This window comes from Tenacibaculum sp. AWR4_210, assembly GCF_056160945.1.
Genome location: NZ_JBSWYF010000003.1, coordinates 362,614 through 384,079 on the forward strand (window position 1 = coordinate 362,614; position 21,466 = coordinate 384,079).

The window sequence follows — 21,466 nt, forward strand, 5'->3', positions numbered from 1 at the left end:
TTTTTATCTGTATAAAGTAAAGTGACCCATTATTTTTCTTTCCTGTCCTGATAACTCTTTAAAGTAAATAGTATACCAGTAATCACCTGAAGGTAAGTCTCTACCTTCGTACTTACCGTCCCAACCTTGTTGAGAACCCGTAAATACCTTTATTTGACGTGCATATCGATCATAGATGAATACGCGTACTTCATGATAATCTTCTACTTGAGTTGGGTACCAGTAATCGTCTTCTCCATCGCCATCAGGCGTAAATAAGTTCGGTACTTCAATAGTGATGTAAACTCCTTCCACAATCATTTCAACAATACATCCTCTACTATCTCTCACGCGTATTCTGTAATCACGTGTTTCAAGTATGGTCATTTCGTTGTCAGATGAAAAGTCTCCATCATCGAAGCTATACTCATACGGAGGTAATCCGAAGTTACCAGAGGCAATGAGTTTATTTTTCTGTGAATCATCTACAGCCATTGCTAAGGCAGTAATATCACGTACTTCTGGAATGGTTACACTTACCGGACACGAACTCACTACGTGTTCAACGCTCACCGTATAATTAGCACTTGGAGCCACGTTGGTAAAGATTCCTGTATCATTTGATGCGACTATCGATCCGTTGTCTAATAACGAATACACCACTACTGATTTGTATTCATCCTGAACTCCGGCATTAATTACATTTCCTGTCGGACAAGTATAGGTCAATCCTGCTTGTAATTGTAGGGCGATTGGTTTTACAGTCTCAATTACCGTTGGGATAAACACTGGTGAACATCCACCGCTTACACTGCGTACTCCAATACCGTACTTCTTATTCGCTTCAATACCTTCTGCTGCACCAAGAACTACAGTTCCGGCATTATAAGTACCTGGTAAATCAATTCCGTTTAGGCTAATGATGTACGTTGTAGGTCCTCCAGCTGGTAAGATTCCTCCTCCAATAGTAATCGAAATCGTCGGTGTCGGATCAGCACTACAAACTTGTTGTGTTACATTCACTAGGGCTGCAGTAACCGCTGATGGCTGTGCAATTTGAACCGTAATGGTATCGTAACATCCTACCTGATCTTTTACAGTAATCGTATAGGTACCTGGCGCCAAATTGTCAAATACATTATTAGACACAAATTTACTTGGAGCAAAACCAGGACTAATGTTGTATTGGTAACCACCATTACCTCCTCGTGAATTAATAGTAATTCTACCATCGTTTCCTCCGTTACAACTTACTTGTTTCACGTCAGAAGCAATTCGCAAGGCATCAGGTTCCGTAATTTCATGAACGCTCGTATCTATCTGACAAATATCTCCTCCTGCATTAGAACTATACACTCTAATCTTGTATCTACCTGCTGATAACTGATCGAAACGACTCGTAGTTTGTAATGGACGAACTACATTATTGGCATCATCCAATAATTCGTATCGATAGTTTCCTAATCCTCCCACAACAGTAGCAGATAATACCCCGTTGTTTTCTCCATTACAGGTAATAACTCCGGCATTCACTACTAATCTCGAACGAATTTCTTCGTAAGGATCTACGGTTACTAAACTTACAGGATCAGAAATACATCCGTTAGCATCTCTTACATAGAATTGGTGTTTACCAGCATCTACGTTAAATACATTGCTCGCAACGAAGTTCGTTCCGTCCATACTGTACATATAGGCTCCAGTTCCTCCTGTTCCTGATACTTGCACTGACGATTGCGATCTCGTACACGTAATAGGCGCTACGATTGTAGCCTGAGCAACTACTCTAGTCGGATCAGTAATAGTTACTGGGATTGGAGCACTTTGACACGAATAATCATCGTATACTCTAATCTCATAATTACCGGCTTTTAAATTCGTAAACACGTTTCCAGTCTGAATCGCTGAAATTGTACCATTTGGATACGTTAAGCTGTATCGGTACACGGCTGGAGTTCCTTGACCACCTGTAGGGTTGGTTACTGTTATACTCGCAGCTGCATCAGCGTAACACGCGTTATTAGCTACAGTAAACGTAGCTGTAATCGCCGTAGGATCTGTTAATTCAAAACTTACTGTTGTTGTACATCCATTAAGGTCTCTTACCGTTGCTTCGTATCTACCCGCAACTAAACCGTCAATCACATTCTTGTTCGCATAAGCCTGAACCGTCGTACTGGTTGTCGTATTCACCAATTGGTACTGGTACGATCCCCATCCTCCTGCTGCAGTTAATTGAACTTCTCCTGAGTCAGGACGCACACAACTAATTAACGATGGATTCGCTGTAAGTGTCAAGGCCGCTGCAGGTGCTTCAATGGTAATGTTACCCGAACGAACTGGACAGAATGGCGATGCTACCATTGTCAATTGTACATAGTACGTACCCGCTGGTAAAGTTGAAACGGTTGTTGTACCATTTACATTATTACCTGTGATACCTGTCGTGGTTCCACTTGACTGGAATACCTCGTAGTTATAGTTTCCTGTATATGCAGGAGCTGCACTAAATCCGAATGAAATTGCTCCGGTTGCAGTTCCTAAACACGCTACATTGCTTACTTTATTAATATCTACCGTGTGGCTTGGTGGTGTACTTACACTGTGTGAAGTTGTCAATACACATCCCGTACCTGTATTGGTTACAGCGATATTATAAATATCCGTAGCTAAATTGGTAAATACTCCAGTGCTATTTGTTGCTGTAAATCCAGTATTTGCACCAGTAATAGTATAGCTAATATTCGCTGCAGGAATTGGATTACTCGACGTAAAGGTCACAGTAATATTTTCACCAGTAGCACAGTCAATTGCTTTATCAACCGCTACAGGAGCCGTTAATAATTTAGCAAACGGTGCAATGGTTGCCGTAGTACTACCCACACATCCTCTATCATCATATACATTAATTTGATAGGTACTACCTGCTTCATCCGTAGTTGAATATGTAAAGTTATTACTGTCTTGAACTACAAAGTCATCAGCCGTATCAGGAGTTCCTTTCGTATCGATAAACTCAACTCTAACATAGGTTCCACTACCTCCAGTAATCACTGTTGCTCCAGTATTTGGAATTGTGATTGTTGCTGGGTTTGTCGTATTCGCAGTGGTACAACCAAATTGGTTGACAACTGGTGTTGGTACCGCAATGGCAGCAAATTCTGTAATGACAATGTTGTTCACTGTCGTTGTACATGAGTTTGCTCCTGTCGCTGTAATACTATACGTATTTGGTGGTAAGTTCTCGAAGCTGCTAGTTGCAGTATTGAACGTACCCGCCGCTGGTGTTATAGCATAAGTTAAAGGTTCTGCTCCGTTAGCAACTGCAGTAACTCGGATGCTTCCTGAATTACTTCCGTTACAAACGCTATTGGTTACCACATGTGTAAAGCTAGGGTTGATACTCGGTGCAATATTAATTGTCTTCGTTTCCGAACAGTTAGGAGTTACTCCTACATCAAACACACGAACGGTATAGGTGTCAGCAGTAGCTGCACTAAAGGTAACTGTAGTACCAGCAATAGCAACTCTTGTTACAACATTTACACCCGCACTGTTCAACACTTCGTATTCGTAGTTTCCTGACCCCGAACTAACCGCTACCTGAACCGTTGCTGCCGGACTTGCCGTACAGTCAATTTTCTTGGTCTCAGTTACCGTAAATTCTAGTTCTGGTAACAATACGATGTTTTGTGCTGCCGCAGTACATCCTTTACTATCTCTTACTTCAACGGCATAATTTCCTGCACCAAGGTTGGTAAATACATTAGATGCTTGAGATCTAATGACTGTACCTCCACGTGATAAAATATAAGTATACGCTGGGCTACCTCCTGCTGCTGTTACCGTAATACTACCTCCTGAGGTAGCCGTACATGCATTGTCGTCTTTTACCATGGTAAAGGTTACTGGCGTCGGATTGTTAACTACTGCGTTGTTAGTAACGATACATCCATTCGCATCACGTACACGTACTACGTAGGTATTTGCACTCAATCCGTTAAAGATGTTCGTCGCTGTATACGCTGTTAATACAGTTCCACCAGTACTCTCTAATTGGTATTGATAACTTCCCCAACCACCTGTGGCATTCACAGTGATAGATCCGTTATTTCCTCCTGTACAATCAATCTCTCCAATAGTCGAAGTAAAGGTCAAGGCTGCTGCAGGAGCTTCAATGGTAATATTACTAGACTGTACTGGACAGAATGGTGATGCTACCATAGTTAAACGTGCGTAGTATGTTCCGGCTGCTAAATTAGAAACCGTAGTTACTCCAGTTACGTTATTTCCGGTAATTCCAGTGGTCGTTCCGCTTGATTGGAATACTTCGTAGTTGTAGTTTCCAGTATACGGTGTACTTGCACTGAATCCGAATGATATTGATCCTGTTGTTGAACCTAAACACGTTACATTACTCAAACGGTTGATGTCAACCACGAAACTAGGCGCTGCTTTAACTTCATGGGCTGTCGTTAACACACAACCTGTTCCTGCATTTCTTACCGTTATTGTATAATTATCTGTTGCTAAGTTTGTAAATACTCCAGTTGCATTCGTCGCTGTAAATCCAGTTCCTACTCCGGTTACCGTATAGCTGATATTCGCTGCTGGTACTGGTGTACTCGATGTAAAGCTCACTGTAATATTTTCTCCAGTTGCACAATCAATGGCTTTATTCACTACCACTGGTGCTGTTAACAGCTTTCCAAATGGTGCAATTGTAGCCGTGGTGCTTCCTGAACATCCACTGTCATCGTACACATTGATACGGTAGCTTCCGCCTGCTTCGTCTGTTGAAGTATACGTAAAGCTCGCTCCGTTTTGTACAACTACATCATCAGCTGTAGTCGCTGTTCCTTGTGTATTGATAAACTCAACTCTTACATAAGTTCCACTTCCTCCTGTCACTACAGTAGCTCCAGTGTTAGGAACAGTAATCGTTGCATTGTTAGTCGTATTTCCTGTGGTACATCCAAATTCTGTTACCACAGCGGCAGGCACTGCGATCGCAGCAAATTCAGTGATCACGATGTTATTCACAGTCGTTGTACATGAATTTGTTCCTGTAGCTGTAATACTATAGGTATTTGGAGGTAAGTTTTCAAAAGTATTCGTCGCCGCATTGAACGTTCCTGCTGCCGGTGTAATGGCGTAGGTCAATGGTACAATTCCGTTATCTACAGCAGTCAAACGAATTGAACCGCTATTGCTTCCTTGACAAATACTGTTGGTTGCTACATGCGTAAAGTTAGGTTCGATACGCGGAGCTATTACCACAGTTTTTGTTTCTGAACAGTTTGGTGTTACTCCAACATCAAATACGCGAACGGTATAGGTGTCGGCGGTAGCCACATTGAATGAAACGGTAGTTCCTGTGATTGCTACTCGTGTAACCACAGTTGCTCCTCCACTGTTCAATACTTCATATTCATAATTTCCTGAACCAGAACTCATCGCTACTTGGATGGTAGCATCTGGTGCTGCTGTACAGTCAATCTTCTTCGTTTCGGTTACCGTAAATTCTAATTCTGGTAACAATACGATGTTTTGTGCTGCTGCAGTACATCCTTTACTATCTCTTACTTCAACGGCGTAATTACCTGCACCAAGGTTGGTAAATACATTTGAAGGTTGCGTAGCAACTACAGTTCCTCCACGCGATAAGATATAGGTATACGCTGGGCTACCTCCTGCTGCTGTTACCGTAATACTACCTCCTGAAGTAGACGTACATGCATTGTCGTCTTTTACCATGGTAAAGGTTACTGGTGTTGGATTGTTAACTACCGCGTTGTTCGTTACGATACATCCATTCGCATCACGTACACGTACTACGTAAGTATTTGCACTCAATCCGTTAAATACATTAACGCCAGTATACGCGGTAATAACCGTTCCAGTCGTAGACTCTAATTGATACTGGTAACTTCCCCAACCACCTGTGGCATTCACAGTGATAGATCCGTTATTTCCTCCGGTACAATCAATCTCTCCAATAGTCGAAGTAAAGGTCAAGGCTGCTGCAGGAGCTTCAATGGTAATATTACTAGACTGTACTGGACAGAATGGTGATGCTACCATAGTTAAACGTGCGTAGTATGTTCCGGCTGCTAAATTAGAAACCGTAGTTACTCCAGTTACGTTATTTCCGGTAATTCCAGTGGTCGTTCCGCTTGATTGGAATACTTCGTAGTTGTAGTTTCCTGTATACGGTGTACTTGCACTGAATCCGAATGATATTGATCCTGTTGTTGAACCTAAACACGTTACATTACTCAAACGGTTGATGTCAACTACGAAACTAGGTGCTGCTTTAACTTCATGTGCTGTCGTTAACACACAACCTGTTCCTGCATTTCTTACCGTTATTGTATAATTATCTGTTGCTAAGTTTGTAAATACTCCAGTTGCATTCGTCGCTGTAAATCCAGTTCCTACTCCGGTTACCGTATAGCTGATATTCGCTGCTGGTACTGGTGTACTCGATGTAAAGCTCACTGTAATATTTTCTCCTGTTGCACAATCAATGGCTTTATTCACTACCACTGGTGCTGTTAACAGCTTTCCAAACGGTGCAATTGTAGCCGTGGTGCTTCCTGAACATCCACTGTCATCGTACACATTGATACGGTAGCTTCCGCCTGCTTCATCTGTTGAAGTATACGTAAAGCTCGCTCCGTTTTGTACAACTACATCATCAGCTGTAGTCGCTGTTCCTTGTGTATTGATAAACTCAACTCTTACATAAGTTCCACTTCCTCCTGTCACTACAGTAGCTCCAGTGTTAGGAACAGTAATCGTTGCATTGTTAGTCGTATTTCCTGTGGTACATCCAAATTCTGTTACCACAGCGGCAGGCACTGCGATCGCAGCAAATTCAGTGATCACGATGTTATTCACAGTCGTTGTACATGAATTTGTTCCTGTAGCTGTAATACTATAGGTATTTGGAGGTAAGTTTTCAAAAGTATTCGTCGCCGCATTGAACGTTCCTGCTGCCGGTGTAATGGCGTAGGTCAATGGTACAATTCCGTTGTCTACAGCAGTCAAACGAATTGAACCGCTATTGCTTCCTTGACAAATACTGTTGGTTGCTACATGCGTAAAATTAGGTTCGATACGCGGAGCTATTACCACAGTTTTTGTTTCTGAACAGTTTGGTGTTACTCCAACATCAAATACGCGAACGGTATAGGTGTCAGCGGTAGCCACATTGAATGAAACGGTAGTTCCTGTGATTGCCACTCGTGTAACCACAGTTGCTCCTCCACTGTTCAATACTTCATATTCATAATTTCCTGAACCAGAACTCATCGCTACTTGGATGGTAGCATCTGGTGCTGCTGTACAGTCAATCTTCTTCGTTTCGGTTACCGTAAATTCTAATTCCGGTAACAAAGTGATATTTTGAGTTGCTGCTGCAGTACATCCTTTACTATCTCTTACCTGAACTGTATACAAACCAGCTCCTAAGTTGGTAAATACATTCGAAGGTTGCGTAGCAACTACTGTTGCCCCTTGCGATAAGATATACGTATACGCTGGGCTACCTCCTGCTGCCGTTACCGTAATACTACCTCCTGATGTAGACGTACATGCATTGTCATCCTTGGCTAAAGTAAAGGTTACTGGCGTTGGATTGTTAACTACCGCGTTGTTCGTTACGATACATCCGTTGGCATCACGTACACGTACTACGTAAGTATTTGCACTCAATCCGTTGAATACGTTAGTTCCAGAGTACGCCGTAATGATGGTACCAGTAGTAGACTCTAATTGGTATTGATAACTTCCCCAACCACCTGTAGCATTCACAGTGATAGATCCGTTATTTCCTCCTGTACAATCAATCTCTCCAATAGTCGAAGTGAAGGTCAAGGCTGCTGCAGGAGCTTCGATGGTAATATTACTAGACTGTACTGGACAGAATGGTGATGCTACCATAGTTAAACGTGCGTAGTATGTTCCGGCGGCTAAATTAGAAACCGTAGTTACTCCTGTTACGTTATTTCCGGTAATTCCAGTGGTTGTTCCGCTTGATTGGAATACTTCGTAGTTGTAGTTTCCTGTATACGGTGTACTTGCACTGAATCCGAATGATATTGATCCTGTTGTTGAACCAAAACACGTTACATTGCTCAAACGGTTGATGTCTACTACGAAACTAGGCGCTGCTTTAACTTCATGTGTAGTCGTTAACACACAACCTGTTCCGGTGTTTCTAACCGTAATAGTATAGGTATCCGTTGCTAAATTCGTAAATACTCCAGTTGCATTTGTCGCTGTAAATCCAGTTCCTGCTCCCGTTACCGTATAGCTGATATTCGCAGCTGGGATTGGGTTACTCGACGTAAAGCTCACTGTAATATTTTCTCCAGTAGCACAATCAATGGCTTTATTCACTGCCACTGGTGCTGTTAATAGCTTTCCAAACGGCGCAATTGTAGCCGTGGTGCTTCCTGAACATCCACTATCGTCATAAACGTTAATTTGATAACTTCCGCCTGCTTCGTCTGTTGAAGTATACGTAAAGCTTGCTCCGTTTTGTACAACTACATCATCAGCTGTAGTCGCTGTTCCTTGTGTATTAATAAACTCAACTCTTACATAAGTTCCACTTCCTCCTGTCACTACAGTAGCTCCAGTGTTAGGAACAGTAATCGTTGCATTGTTAGTCGTATTTCCTGTGGTACATCCAAATTGTGTCACCACCGCTGCTGGCACTGCAATCGCAGCAAATTCAGAAATTACAATATTATTTACGGTTGTTGTACATCCGTTAGCTCCTGTCGCTTGAATACTATAGGTATTCGGTGGAAGGTTCTCATAAGTACTAGTAGCCGCATTATAAGTACCGGCTGCTGGTGTGATTGCAAAAGTTAATGGTAAAATTCCATTATCAACAGCTGTCAATCTAATTGACCCACTATTGCTTCCTTGACAAACACTGTTCGTAGCCACATGAGTGAAACTTGGTGTTACCGAAGGAGCAACAGTAAAGTTTCTAGTTAAGCTACAATTAGAACCAGTATCGGTCATTACCACACGGTAATCTCCAGCTGTCGCTATGGTAAAGTTAGCAGAAGCTCCTGCGAAAACAGTTGCTGGGATTACGTTAGTTCCGGCAGGTACCGTTTCAACTACATAGCTGTAATTACCCGTTCCTGAAGCTACATTTATACTATAGCCTGCTGCTGAAGTACAATCTAAGGTCTTCGTCAAGGCTACTGTATAGTCTAAACTCGGGTGAATTGTTCTAACAAGTGTTGAACTCTCACAACCGTTGGCATCCTTAACCTGAACCGTATAATTATTAGGTGCTAAATTTTCAAACAACGCATTTGATTGATACGTAGTACCTCCATCTATAGAGTACGAATAAGGTGCTGTTCCTCCAGAGGCCGTTACCGTAATCGTCTTATTGGTACCACAAGTACTAGTCACCGCACTGTCTAAACTCGGTAAAGGACTTACATTTAAACTAACAGTTCCTAAATTCTGTGAACATCCACTAGCATCGGTTACTACCACTTCTACCGTAACTGGATTCGCTGGATTCGTAACATTTGCATAAGGAATACTCACTGTCGTTGCTGTCGTTGGTGTAGTGATACCTGTTGCATTGGTAACCGTTAATGCATAACTATAGCTACCAAAACCTCCTACTACATTTTGAATATTTACAACACCTGGAGTGTTACAAGTAATATCGTTTGCCTTCACTACAGTTCCAGTAATAGCATTACCTGCTTTAATTTCAGTGTCTGCACTACCAAATTTACATCCTCCTACTCTATTAGAAATTTCAATATAGTATTCACCTGCTGCTAAACCTACTGACGATGTGATTGTCAAGCTAGTTTCACCTGCGGCTGCCGAATTTTCTACAGGAGTACTTACTGTTGGTGAATCTTTTCGATAAATCGTCCAATCAAATGGCAACACTAAATCTCCACTCGCATTGTTTATCGTAAAGGTCATTTGTCCGTTTGTCGAACCAGCACATTGATTATTATTAACCGTTACGCTAATTGGTACTGACGGTGTGAAGGTATTGTAGATATCTTCATTATTCTGACGAATACATCCAGAAGCATCACGCACGTAGAAATCATAAGTTCTACCAGGTGTTAAGTTCGGATAGGTTCTCGTTCTAGTTTGATCTGGTTGTACCGTTGTTGGACTCGTTGTATCATGTGGTTGCCAACCAGTAGGTGTATCTTTTGCAAATTCGAAAGGTCCTGTACCGTTTACAGCTTCCACTGTTACACTAAATCCTGACGAACAGTCTGTCGGATTGGCTACAGGGTTTACAATAAGCCCTTCTACGTTGTACGCAATTTCGTAACGTCCGTAGTTCACCAAACACCTTGTTGTATTTGTAGCTGTATCGAATACGCGAAGTGCTGGGAAGATTACATCTCCAGAATTATATCCTCTCACTTGACCATTGGTCGTTGTAAAGTCTACCCAAGTAGTTCCGTTATCTACACTGTATTGTAAAGTATACGGTGCAAATGAAGCTGGAGAAATATTGATAAAATTAAATCCAGTATTCGCAGGATCTACCGCACAATTCGGTGGTAATACATCGTCAATATCAATTACTAACGGTGCAGGGTTAACGATGTTCACAGTTTCGGTATCTGTACATCCATTTGCATCTGTGATCGTAACATTATAAGCTCCTGCTACCAAATTCGTATAGGTATTTGATGCATTTACAAAATTCGTTACATTGTTAGTATATCCTCCCGGACCAGTCACCGCAATTGCATGTGGCTGTAATCCTCCTGTGATATTCAATACAAAACTTCCTCTATCACCATTACAAGTAGGTTGCGTTGCCGTATGTGATAAACCTACCGTAGCAGTAGTATTTACCGTTACATTCAATACTGACTCTTGACAGTATCCCGCATTTCCTGAATTATCACGAACGTATACGTCGTAACGAGCTGGAGTAGTTGTCCCCACAGCAATATTAAAAGTATTCGCCGCTCCAAAGTCTCCAGGTGCTGGAGTCGCTCCTTGATTTACAAAAGCGAATACATAAGTACCAGCTCCTGTTCCACCACCTGCTGTCGCTGTGATTGTTCCGGCATTACAGTTAACGTCTACTACGGTCGTACCTAAAGTAAGTTGACCATTAATAGTCTCAGTCGAAGCTGTAGATACACAACCTAAGGCGTCTTGCACCTGTACGGTGTGATTACCAGCTGCCAAGCCAGTAAACGTATAGCTTGTTGCCGTTGCAGGAGATGGTGTTTGCCAAGCTCCTCCGTTAATTCTAAATAAATAATTTTGAACGCCACTTGCTGCAGTTACTACAATCTGACCATTGGCTCCATTGTAACAATTGGTAACTGTTGCTGTATGGGTTACTGTTGATGGAGGGTTTACCGTGATCGTTGCATTCGTTGTAGAAGCACAGTTTCTGCTATCTCTTGCTTGGATAGTATATGCAGTTCCACTCGCTGCCACGTTGGTAAATACTCCTGAACTCTGCCAAGTAGTTCCTCCATTTATACTGTATTCATAAGGAGCTGTTCCTCCGGTAGCTACAGCTGTTATCGTAGCTCCTGGAGTTGCTGTACAGTTGGCCGGGCTCGTTATCGTTGCCGTTACTCCTACTGCTGCTGGCTCTGTTATGGTTACATTTCCTAAATCACGCTCACAAACTCCTGCTGAAATTCGTACGCGAACATTGTTCACTCCGTCAGGAACATTGTTTACCGTTACCGGACTTGAAGTCGCATTGATCCAATTGGTTCCTCCATTTACTGTATAGTCAAATGAAGCTCCGAAGTTCGATGCTGCAATGGTAATGGTACCATTATCAGCTCCGTTACACGTACTGTTCGTACTTCCGGTTACACTTGCTGTAAATTGTTGATTTGCTAATACTGTTACTGATACGTTTGTTGTACATGAACGTCCGTAGTTAATAGTAATCGTATGAGGACCTACTGCTACATTATTAAATACATTGGTAGTTACCGCTGCAGCTCCGTCTAAACTATAGGTATATCCTGCTCCGGTCGGAGTTACAGTTACGTTTCCTGTTCCATCACAGTTATATGCTACCGCTGTTGCAAAACTCGGTAATGCTGGTAAAGGATCGATAGTAATATTAGGTAAAGTACGTACACAATTGTTCGCATCTCTAATTGTCAATATATACGTTCCTTCCGTTAAACCAGTCTTTACAGCTGCTGTAGAATACACTCCATTAATACCATAACTATACGGTGCTGTTCCTCCTGATACTCCAGCGAAGGTTATTTGACCTTGCTGTGTACACGTGTAGTTTTGTGTTAAACTCGCTGTTCCTGCAATAGTTGTTGGTACTGTAATCGTTGCTGATACTTGTGTACTTGTACATCCATTGGCATCGGTTACCACAAAATTATACGTGTCTGCTCCTAAGGTATTGAATACCGCGGTAGTACTAGCGCTTGGTCCTACAGTTGTAGTAGTTCCGGCTGTAACTGCCGTCATTCGTACTGTATAAGGACCGACTCCTTGCGTAATTGCCACACTGATACTTCCTGTATCTCCGTTACAATTTGGTTGGGTTGTAGTTAACGCTGCTACAGGATTGGCTACTGCTGGTACCGTAATTCTATTAGTGAACTCACAGTATCCGGCATTTCCTGAATTATCTCGAACGTAAATATCATAAGGTCCTCCTGCTGGAATCGCAATCGTATTGCTCGTTCCAAATGTCGGTGTTCCTCCTGCAGCTACGGCAGCATAACGGTAGTTTCCGTCTCCTCCTGCGGCTGTTATTACAACACTTCCTGGGTTACAGGTAACACTTGTAATTGCTGTAGTAGCTGTCAAAGTGTCATCTAACCTGTGGTTACTTACTGTAGAAACACAACCTAAAGCATCTTGCACTTGAATAGTATATGCTCCTGGTGTTAATCCTGTAAAGGTATGACTCGTCGAAGTTGCTGGACTTGCATTTACCCAAGCACCTCCGTTGATTCTGAATAGATAATTTTGAACGCCATTCGCTGCAGTTACTACAATCTGACCATTGGTTCCGTCGTAACAATTGGTAACTGTTGCTGTATGGGTTACTGTTGATGGAGGGTTTACCGTGATCGTTGCATTCGTTGTAGAAGCACAGTTTCTGCTATCTCTTGCTTGGATAGTATATGCAGTTCCACTCGCTGCCACGTTGGTAAATACTCCTGAACTTTGCCAAGTAGTACCTCCATTTATACTGTATTCATAAGGAGCTGTTCCTCCGGTAGCTACAGCTGTTATCGTAGCTCCTGGAGTTGCTGTACAGTTGGCCGGGCTCGTTATCGTTGCCGTTACTCCTACTGCTGCTGGCTCTGTTATGGTTACATTTCCTAAATCACGCTCACAAACTCCTGCTGAAATTCGTACGCGAACATTGTTCACTCCGTCAGGAACATTGTTTACCGTTACCGGACTTGAAGTCGCATTGATCCAATTGGTTCCTCCATTTACTGTATAGTCAAATGAAGCTCCGAAGTTCGATGCTGCTATGGTAATCGTACCGTTATCAGCTCCGTTACACGTACTGTTCGTACTTCCGGTTACACTTGCTGTAAATTGTTGATTTGCTAATACTGTTACTGATACGTTCGTTGTACATGAACGTCCGTAATTAATAGTAATCGTATGAGGACCTACTGCTACATTATTAAATACATTGGTAGTTACCGCTGCAGCTCCGTCTAAACTATAGGTATATCCTGCTCCGGTCGGAGTTACAGTTACGTTTCCTGTTCCATCACAGTTATATGCTACCGCTGTTGCAAAACTCGGTAATGCTGGTAAAGGATCGATAGTAATATTAGGTAAAGTACGTACACAATTGTTCGCATCTCTAATTGTCAATATATACGTTCCTTCCGTTAAACCAGTCTTTACGGCTGCTGTAGAATACACTCCATTAATACCATAACTATACGGTGCTGTTCCTCCTGATACTCCAGCGAAGGTTATTTGACCTTGCTGTGTACACGTGTAGTTTTGTGTTAAACTCGCTGTTCCTGCAATAGTTGTTGGTACTGTAATCGTTGCTGATACTTGTGTACTTGTACATCCATTGGCATCGGTTACCACAAAATTATACGTGTCTGCTCCTAAGGTATTGAATACCGCGGTAGTACTAGCGCTTGGTCCTACAGTTGTAGTAGTTCCGGCTGTAACTGCCGTCATTCGTACTGTATAAGGACCGACTCCTTGCGTAATTGCCACACTGATACTTCCTGTATCTCCGTTACAATTTGGTTGCGTCGTAGTTAACGCTGCTACAGGATTGGCTACTGCTGGTACCGTAATTCTATTAGTGAACTCACAGTATCCGGCATTTCCTGAATTATCTCGTACGTAAATATCATAAGGTCCTCCTGCTGGAATCGCAATCGTATTGCTCGTTCCAAATGTCGGTGTTCCTCCTGCAGCTACGGCAGCATAACGGTAGTTTCCGTCTCCTCCTGCGGCTGTTATTACAACACTTCCTGGATTACAGGTAACACTTGTAATTGCTGTAGTAGCTGTCAAAGTGTCATCTAACCTGTGGTTACTTACTGTAGAAACACAACCTAAAGCATCTTGCACTTGAATAGTATATGCTCCTGGTGTTAATCCTGTAAAAGTATGACTCGTTGAAGTTGCTGGACTTGCATTTACCCAAGCACCTCCGTTGATTCTGAATAAATAATTTTGAACTCCGTTCGCTGCAGTTACCACAATCTGACCATTGGTTCCGTCGTAACAATTGGTAACTGTTGCTGTATGGGTTACTGTTGATGGAGGGTTTACCGTGATCGTTGCATTCGAAGTGGAAGCACAGTTTCTGCTATCTCTTGCTTGGATAGTATATGCAGTTCCACTCGCTGCCACGTTGGTAAATACTCCTGAACTCTGCCAAGTAGTTCCTCCATTTATACTGTACTCATAAGGAGCTGTTCCTCCGGTAGCTACAGCTGTTATCGTAGCTCCTGGAGTTGCTGTACAGTTGGCCGGACTTGTTATCGTTGCCGTTACTCCTACTGCTGCTGGCTCTGTTATGGTTACATTTCCTAAATCTAATTCACAAACTCCTGCCGAAATACGAACGCGAACGTTGTTCACTCCATCAGGAACATTGTTTACCGTAACCGGACTTGAAGTCGCATTGATCCAATTGGTTCCTCCATTTACTGTATAGTCAAATGAAGCTCCAAAGTTCGATGCTGCTATGGTAATCGTACCATTATCAGCTCCATTACAAGTACTGTTAGTGCTTCCGGTAATACTCGCAGCAAACTGTTGATTTGCCAAAACAGTAACTGCCACATTAGTGGTACATGAACGTCCGTAGTTAATCGTTACTGTATGAGGACCTACTGCTACATTATTAAATACATTGGTAGTTACTGCAGGTGCTCCGTCTAAACTATAGGTATATCCAGCACCAGTTGGTGTAATAGTAATATTACCACTTCCTGTACAATTGTACGCTACTGCCGGTGTAAAGGCAGGTAGGGTTGGTAAACGATCAATTGTAATACTAGGTAAAGTTCGTACACAATTATTAGCATCTCTAATTGTCAATACATACGTTCCTTCGGTCAAACCAGTTTTCACACGGTTTGTAGAATATACTCCGTCGATACCATAACTATAAGGAGCTGTTCCTCCTCCTGCAATTGCAAAAGTAATTTCTCCTTGTTGCGTACAGGTATAATTCTCTGTCAAACTGGCAGAACCCGTAATAGTCGTTGGGACTGTTATTGTTTCAGATACTGCTGCACTAGTACAACCATTTGCATCCGTTACCACGAACGTATAGGTATCTGCACCAAGTGTATTAAAGACTGCTGTAGTACTTGCACTTGGTCCAACCGTTGTAGTAGTTCCTGCGGTGGTAGCAGTCATTCTTACTGTGTAAGGACCTACCCCTTGTGTAATAGCTACACTAATACTTCCCGTATCACCGTTACAGTTTGGTTGACTTGGAGTTAAGGTAGCAACTGGGTTCGCTATAGCACGCACTGTTACGTTATCACGGAACTCACAATACCCTGCATTTCCAGAATTATCACGTACATAAATGTCGTATACTCCAGGAGCCGTAGCTGCGATTGTGTTACTCGTTCCAAACGTTGGAGTTCCTCCAGTTGGCACGGCTGCGTATCTATAATTCCCATCACCACCGGTTGCATTAATGGTGATACTTCCTGGATTACACGTTATATTAGTTACAGCTGTTGTTGCTGTCAAAGTGTCATCTAACCTATGATTACTTGCTGTTGAAACACAGCCAAGAGCATCTTGAACTTCTATGGTGTAAGCCCCCGGTGTCAAACCTGTAAAAGTATGACTTGTTGCCGTAGCCGGTGTTGGTGCTACCCATGCTCCACCATTAATTCTGAACAAATAATTTTGTACACCTTGAGTTACATTCACCGCAATCTGTCCGTTGGTTCCGTCATAACAATTTGTTACCGTTGCTGTATGGGTAACTGGAGCTGGTGGATTTACAGTTACACGCACAGGGGTACAAGTAACTTTTGTAATTCTGATATTTACATTATCGATGAAATTACCAACAGTCAAACTTCCCGTTGCAGTTGACACTGCTTCAAAAGCGATAACCGTAGTTGACTGACCAGCAGGTACTGTATATGTTCCGGAGTAACTTCCCCATGCAGTATTTCCGTCAGTCATTGTTCTTTGAACAGTAGCCGAACCTAAATCTCCACCGATTTTAACATTCGCAACATCGGTACCGGCACGACCTCTGTGATCTAATGACCATGAAATAATGTCACCAGGTTGTGTACAATATTCTTGGTACAAGGTAGAAACAGCATTTGCATTTAACTCTGCAAATGAAACTCCTTCAGAAGCAGTTACTCCGTTAAAACCGTTTGACCAAATTTCAATTCTGTTATCTGAAGCCGTAGTGTCCCAACCTGGAACTTGGTCTTCATGCAAACTTCTATATCTTCTACCAGTAGTTGTTGGTAATTCAAATCCTCCATTTACAAAAGGATCTACCGTACAACCACATTCGTCACAATTTCTACTATCACGAACATTGATAATATAATCGGTTGCACTCGGAGCTACATTCGTAAATACTCCTGATGATTGCCAAGTAAGTCCTCCATCTATACTATAGGTATACGGTGGTGTACCACCAGTAGCTACTGCTGTTACTGTCGCTCCAGTTGTTGTACCTGTACACGATGGATTCGAAGTTACCGTCGCTGTTAAGTTTAACTGTGGTGGTTCAGTGATAGTTACATTTCCTAAGTCTACCACACAAGTAGCTCCACCAAAAGTTTCTCTAATTCTGATATTGTGAGTTCCATCAGGAACCCCCACAATACGAGATGGATTGTCAACTGCTGTCAACCAATTCGCTCCACCGTCAATAGAATATTCATAATCTCCTCCTACAAAATTACTCGCAGAAATTGTTATCGTTCCATTATCAGCACTGTGACAAACACTATTTGTACTTCCTACCACTGTTCCTGTAAAAGCCTGATTAGCAGCAACATTGAATGAAACATTTCTTGTACAATTACGTCCGTAATTTACAGTCACTGTGTGATTTCCTACAGAAACGTTAGTAAACACGTTGGTAGTCACCGGAGTAGCTCCATCTAAGCTATAAGTATACCCCGCTGAGAGTGGCGTAATTGTAACATTACCTGCACCAGTACAGCTATACGCGATTGTCGCGGCCAAGGTAGGCGCTGTTGGCAACGGATCAATAGTTATATTTGATAGTGTTAATACACAATTATTAGCATCTCTTATTGTTAAAGCATAGGTTCCTTGTGTCAATCCACCTTTTACTCGGTTGGTAGAATACACTCCATCAATACCATAACTATACGGTGCCGTTCCTCCTGACGCTGCCGCAAAGGTAATTTCACCTTGTTGCGTACATGTATAATTTTGCGTTAGGCTTGCTGAACCTGTTATTGCAGTTTTGTTATTGATTAAAACCTTATCAATAGTATACAAACATTGGTATGAAGTTTTTGTCGCTCGGATGTTAATGTCATACGATCCAGGAGCTAAACCAGTAAAGTTACCTGTTGTATTCCAGCTAGTTCCACCGTCAATACTATACTCTACAGTATATCCTTGGTTACTTCCATTCACTGATACAGCAATTGAACCATCCGAATTTCCGACACACGAAACATCATTGGCAGTATGGTTGAATGCCAATGGTGGTTCAACAGTAATCGTTACTGGGTTCGAAATTGTAGCACAGTTATTACTGTCAACCACTACAAAACGATAAGTACCTTGATTACCATTCGTAACATTATAAGTTGTATTGGTAAAATAGGCAGACGACGGTATGTCTGCTACATTTGTATATAAATCAGTTCCTTTATCAGTCCAAACTGCAAAAGTATATTGTGCTCCAGTAGTTAACGTTCCTCCAGCCGCAGTCAAATTGATGATTCCTGCTGAGGATCCGGCAGTACAAGAAATATTTTTAGTTGCTGCAGCGGTTAGGGTTAATGCAGGTGCTTGCGTAATCACCACATCCTGAGTTGTGTTACAGCTTGGAGTTGCTACACGAACCGTATAATTACCACCAGTACTAACTTCAAAAGTATAATCATTACTATTGATAGGACCTTGAGTTGCTACCGTAGTTGCTCCTTGTAATAAGGTATAGGTATATTGTCCAGGTACATTGTTGACGCGTACTCTAATTCGACCGCGATCACCTGCACATAAAATATTCGTCGTTGTTACATCCAACGCAATTGAAAGATCACGGATATTAATTGGTCCAAAATCGTAAACACAAGAAGCTGCTGTTGGATTGTTGATACGAATACGTAAGTTATAATCTCCAGGATTAGTTACCGTAAACGTATTAGAATTTTGAAAATCTACAAAATATCCTCCAGGTCCTGAAAGACTGTATTGATATCCTGCAGGAACATTGTTGATGATAATCTGCCCGTTATTTCCACAAGTAATATCAGTTTTAACGATATCCGGATTCAATGTAGCTTTGAATACATTAAAGAAATACTCACTCGGACAACGTCCATCGTATAGTACCTCTACTTTATATTCACCAGCATCTGTTACATTATAAGTAAGGGCTGTACTAACTTCATTCCAAGTACAACTCGTATTTTTATTAGCACATCCTGCAGTAGTTTCATCAGGACATGAAGTTTCGTCAAGTTTGAACCAACGTACGGTAGTTCCCGAACCAGGTGTAATTGGTAGATTAATACTTCTAGATCCTCCCACACCACATAAATACATTTCTGCCAAATCGCTACCATCACTAGGACAGGTCAGCATTCTGTCAGCGAAAGGAATTAATGGGTTAGGTTGTGTAGTATAAGGAATTACATTAATGGTTTCCGTTGCATTGATACAACCTACAGGAGCTACTTTGTTAACGGTATACGTTCCCGTTGCGTTTACTGTTATTGATTGTGTATTTCCAATTACTGTTCCTGCACCATTACGCCATTCATATGATGCAAATCCAGCTCCCGCCGTTAGTGTAATACTAGAACCACATAATACTTCATCACGGGTAAAAGTACAACCAGAAGTATCTGCTAAGAAATTAGAGGTACCTACAATACCAAAATTACAGGCGTCTAACCCGGCAAAACTCGGTTCATTTATTTTTCTAGGCAGTCCACCTCGGTCACTATCGTAATTGGCAAAAGCCTGATTTTGTACTACATTTGAACATACATCTCTTAAATCATTACAGGTAGCCGCTACTTTTACTTTAAAACGGATATTGTATTTAGCGCCATTTTCCTGAACCATACTGTCAGGAATCTGAATTGTCAATCGTCCTCTAAATCCATTAGCTAATGACGGAGCAACATACGTTGCGTTACTCGCAGGAATTCCTGCTGGTAACTGAAGATCTCCAGCTACTAAGTCAACATTTTTAGGCAGAAGATCTACGATTTCAGCATTCAATGCGTTGTCAGTTCCTACGTTTTGGAAACTAATATTATACCACAGTTCACTTCCTAATGCTACTGTTTGCCCTGATAAATCATTTCCTGCACCATCGTCAATCGTTTTAATCAACTGTAATTCAGGTTCAATAATTTCTACAGACAGCGCATTTAAAAACGGCCAGTACACATCTCCTCCCGTTGTAAAACGAATATTTGCAGAGGTATCACCATTTCCTATAATACTATTACTTGGATTATTTAGAACTACATGATCCATATCAAACCCTAAAGTATTGGTACTTTGAGGATTTCTTGTAGTCGTATGATTATTATTTCGGGTAATACTTCCGTTAAAAAAGTTATTTGCTGGATTCACCGCATTGGAAATATCTTCATAAGTTCCCACCTTATTACGAATCTGGAAACGATCACCAGAAATATATCCGTCTCCTTCAAGGGTCGCGGCCATAATTTCTGCACGTACTGGACCTGCAGGAATGGTTTTGAATCCAGAATAGCTGATATCTTGACTCGAACTACCATTAACAGAAACAAAACCATCAAAAATAGAAATATTCTTACTTGATTCGTTTTGATTTTCATAGATAATTACCAAGGTCCAACCTGCGGATCCCCCAATACCGCGAAGATTGTCAATACCTCTAGCACCTTTTACATTAGCTACGTAATAATTACCATTGGCGTTTGCCTGACCCGCAACCATAGCGGTAACATCCTTGAAACAAACATAAGCACCATCACTGTTATTATCATAGACTTCTTTGTCAGCAGTAACTGTGCTCGCTGTTAAATCCACATAATTTGCATTCCCTGGGATCTTGAATTTAATACTTCTCAATGCAGCTGCATCACGCGCCGTCTGAGTCGCAAAATCTTCATAGGGATATACTCCTGCCCAATACAATCCCGCAAAAACCACACGAGAACAATTAGGCAACGCTAAAGTAGATCTACTCGAAGAAAATGTCGATCCACTGCCAGGAATTCCGTCTGCATTATCAATATCAATATACTGCATGTTGGCCTGTCCATTATTCAATGTATTAATATTTGAATAATAATGACGATTACATGCATCTGTACTCCTCCTATAATACCTAGTTGGTGATGAAGGGTGGCTGTCATTGGCATCTAAACTTCCTGCTGCGGTATATACATAATCCCAATACCAATCACCACAATTATCGAGTTGCCATTGAGCAGAAGAGCTTCTCCTGTATATAGTGGTATACTCACGGTTCATGATATTATTGGCTATGAATGTCATATTTCCTCGGACATTCAAACCTCCGGCACCTAATCGCTGGGTAAATGGGACGTCTGGTCTTGATTTAACAAGGCTCTCTTTGTATTCAATCTTTTTGTCTGGGTCTCCTTTAACACGGTTTTCAAGACTTTTGTCTTGTGCCAACGCATTAAAAGTATACAAGCATAAAGCAATACTAACTAATAGTAATCTTTTCATGGGGTAAGGGGAAAATTAATGTTGTACTAGTTCT

The 21,466-nt window shown here is 41.7% G+C and carries 1 protein-coding gene; it reads right to left on the minus strand.

All coding sequences use genetic code 11. The annotated features are described in order from the left end of the window. Positions 1–3: 3 nt before the first annotated feature. Positions 4–21,432, minus strand: coding sequence for a T9SS type B sorting domain-containing protein (locus ACXAG7_RS07625; RefSeq protein ID WP_476666498.1), 21,429 nt, complete (start codon positions 21,430–21,432; stop codon positions 4–6). Positions 21,433–21,466 lie beyond the last annotated feature (34 nt).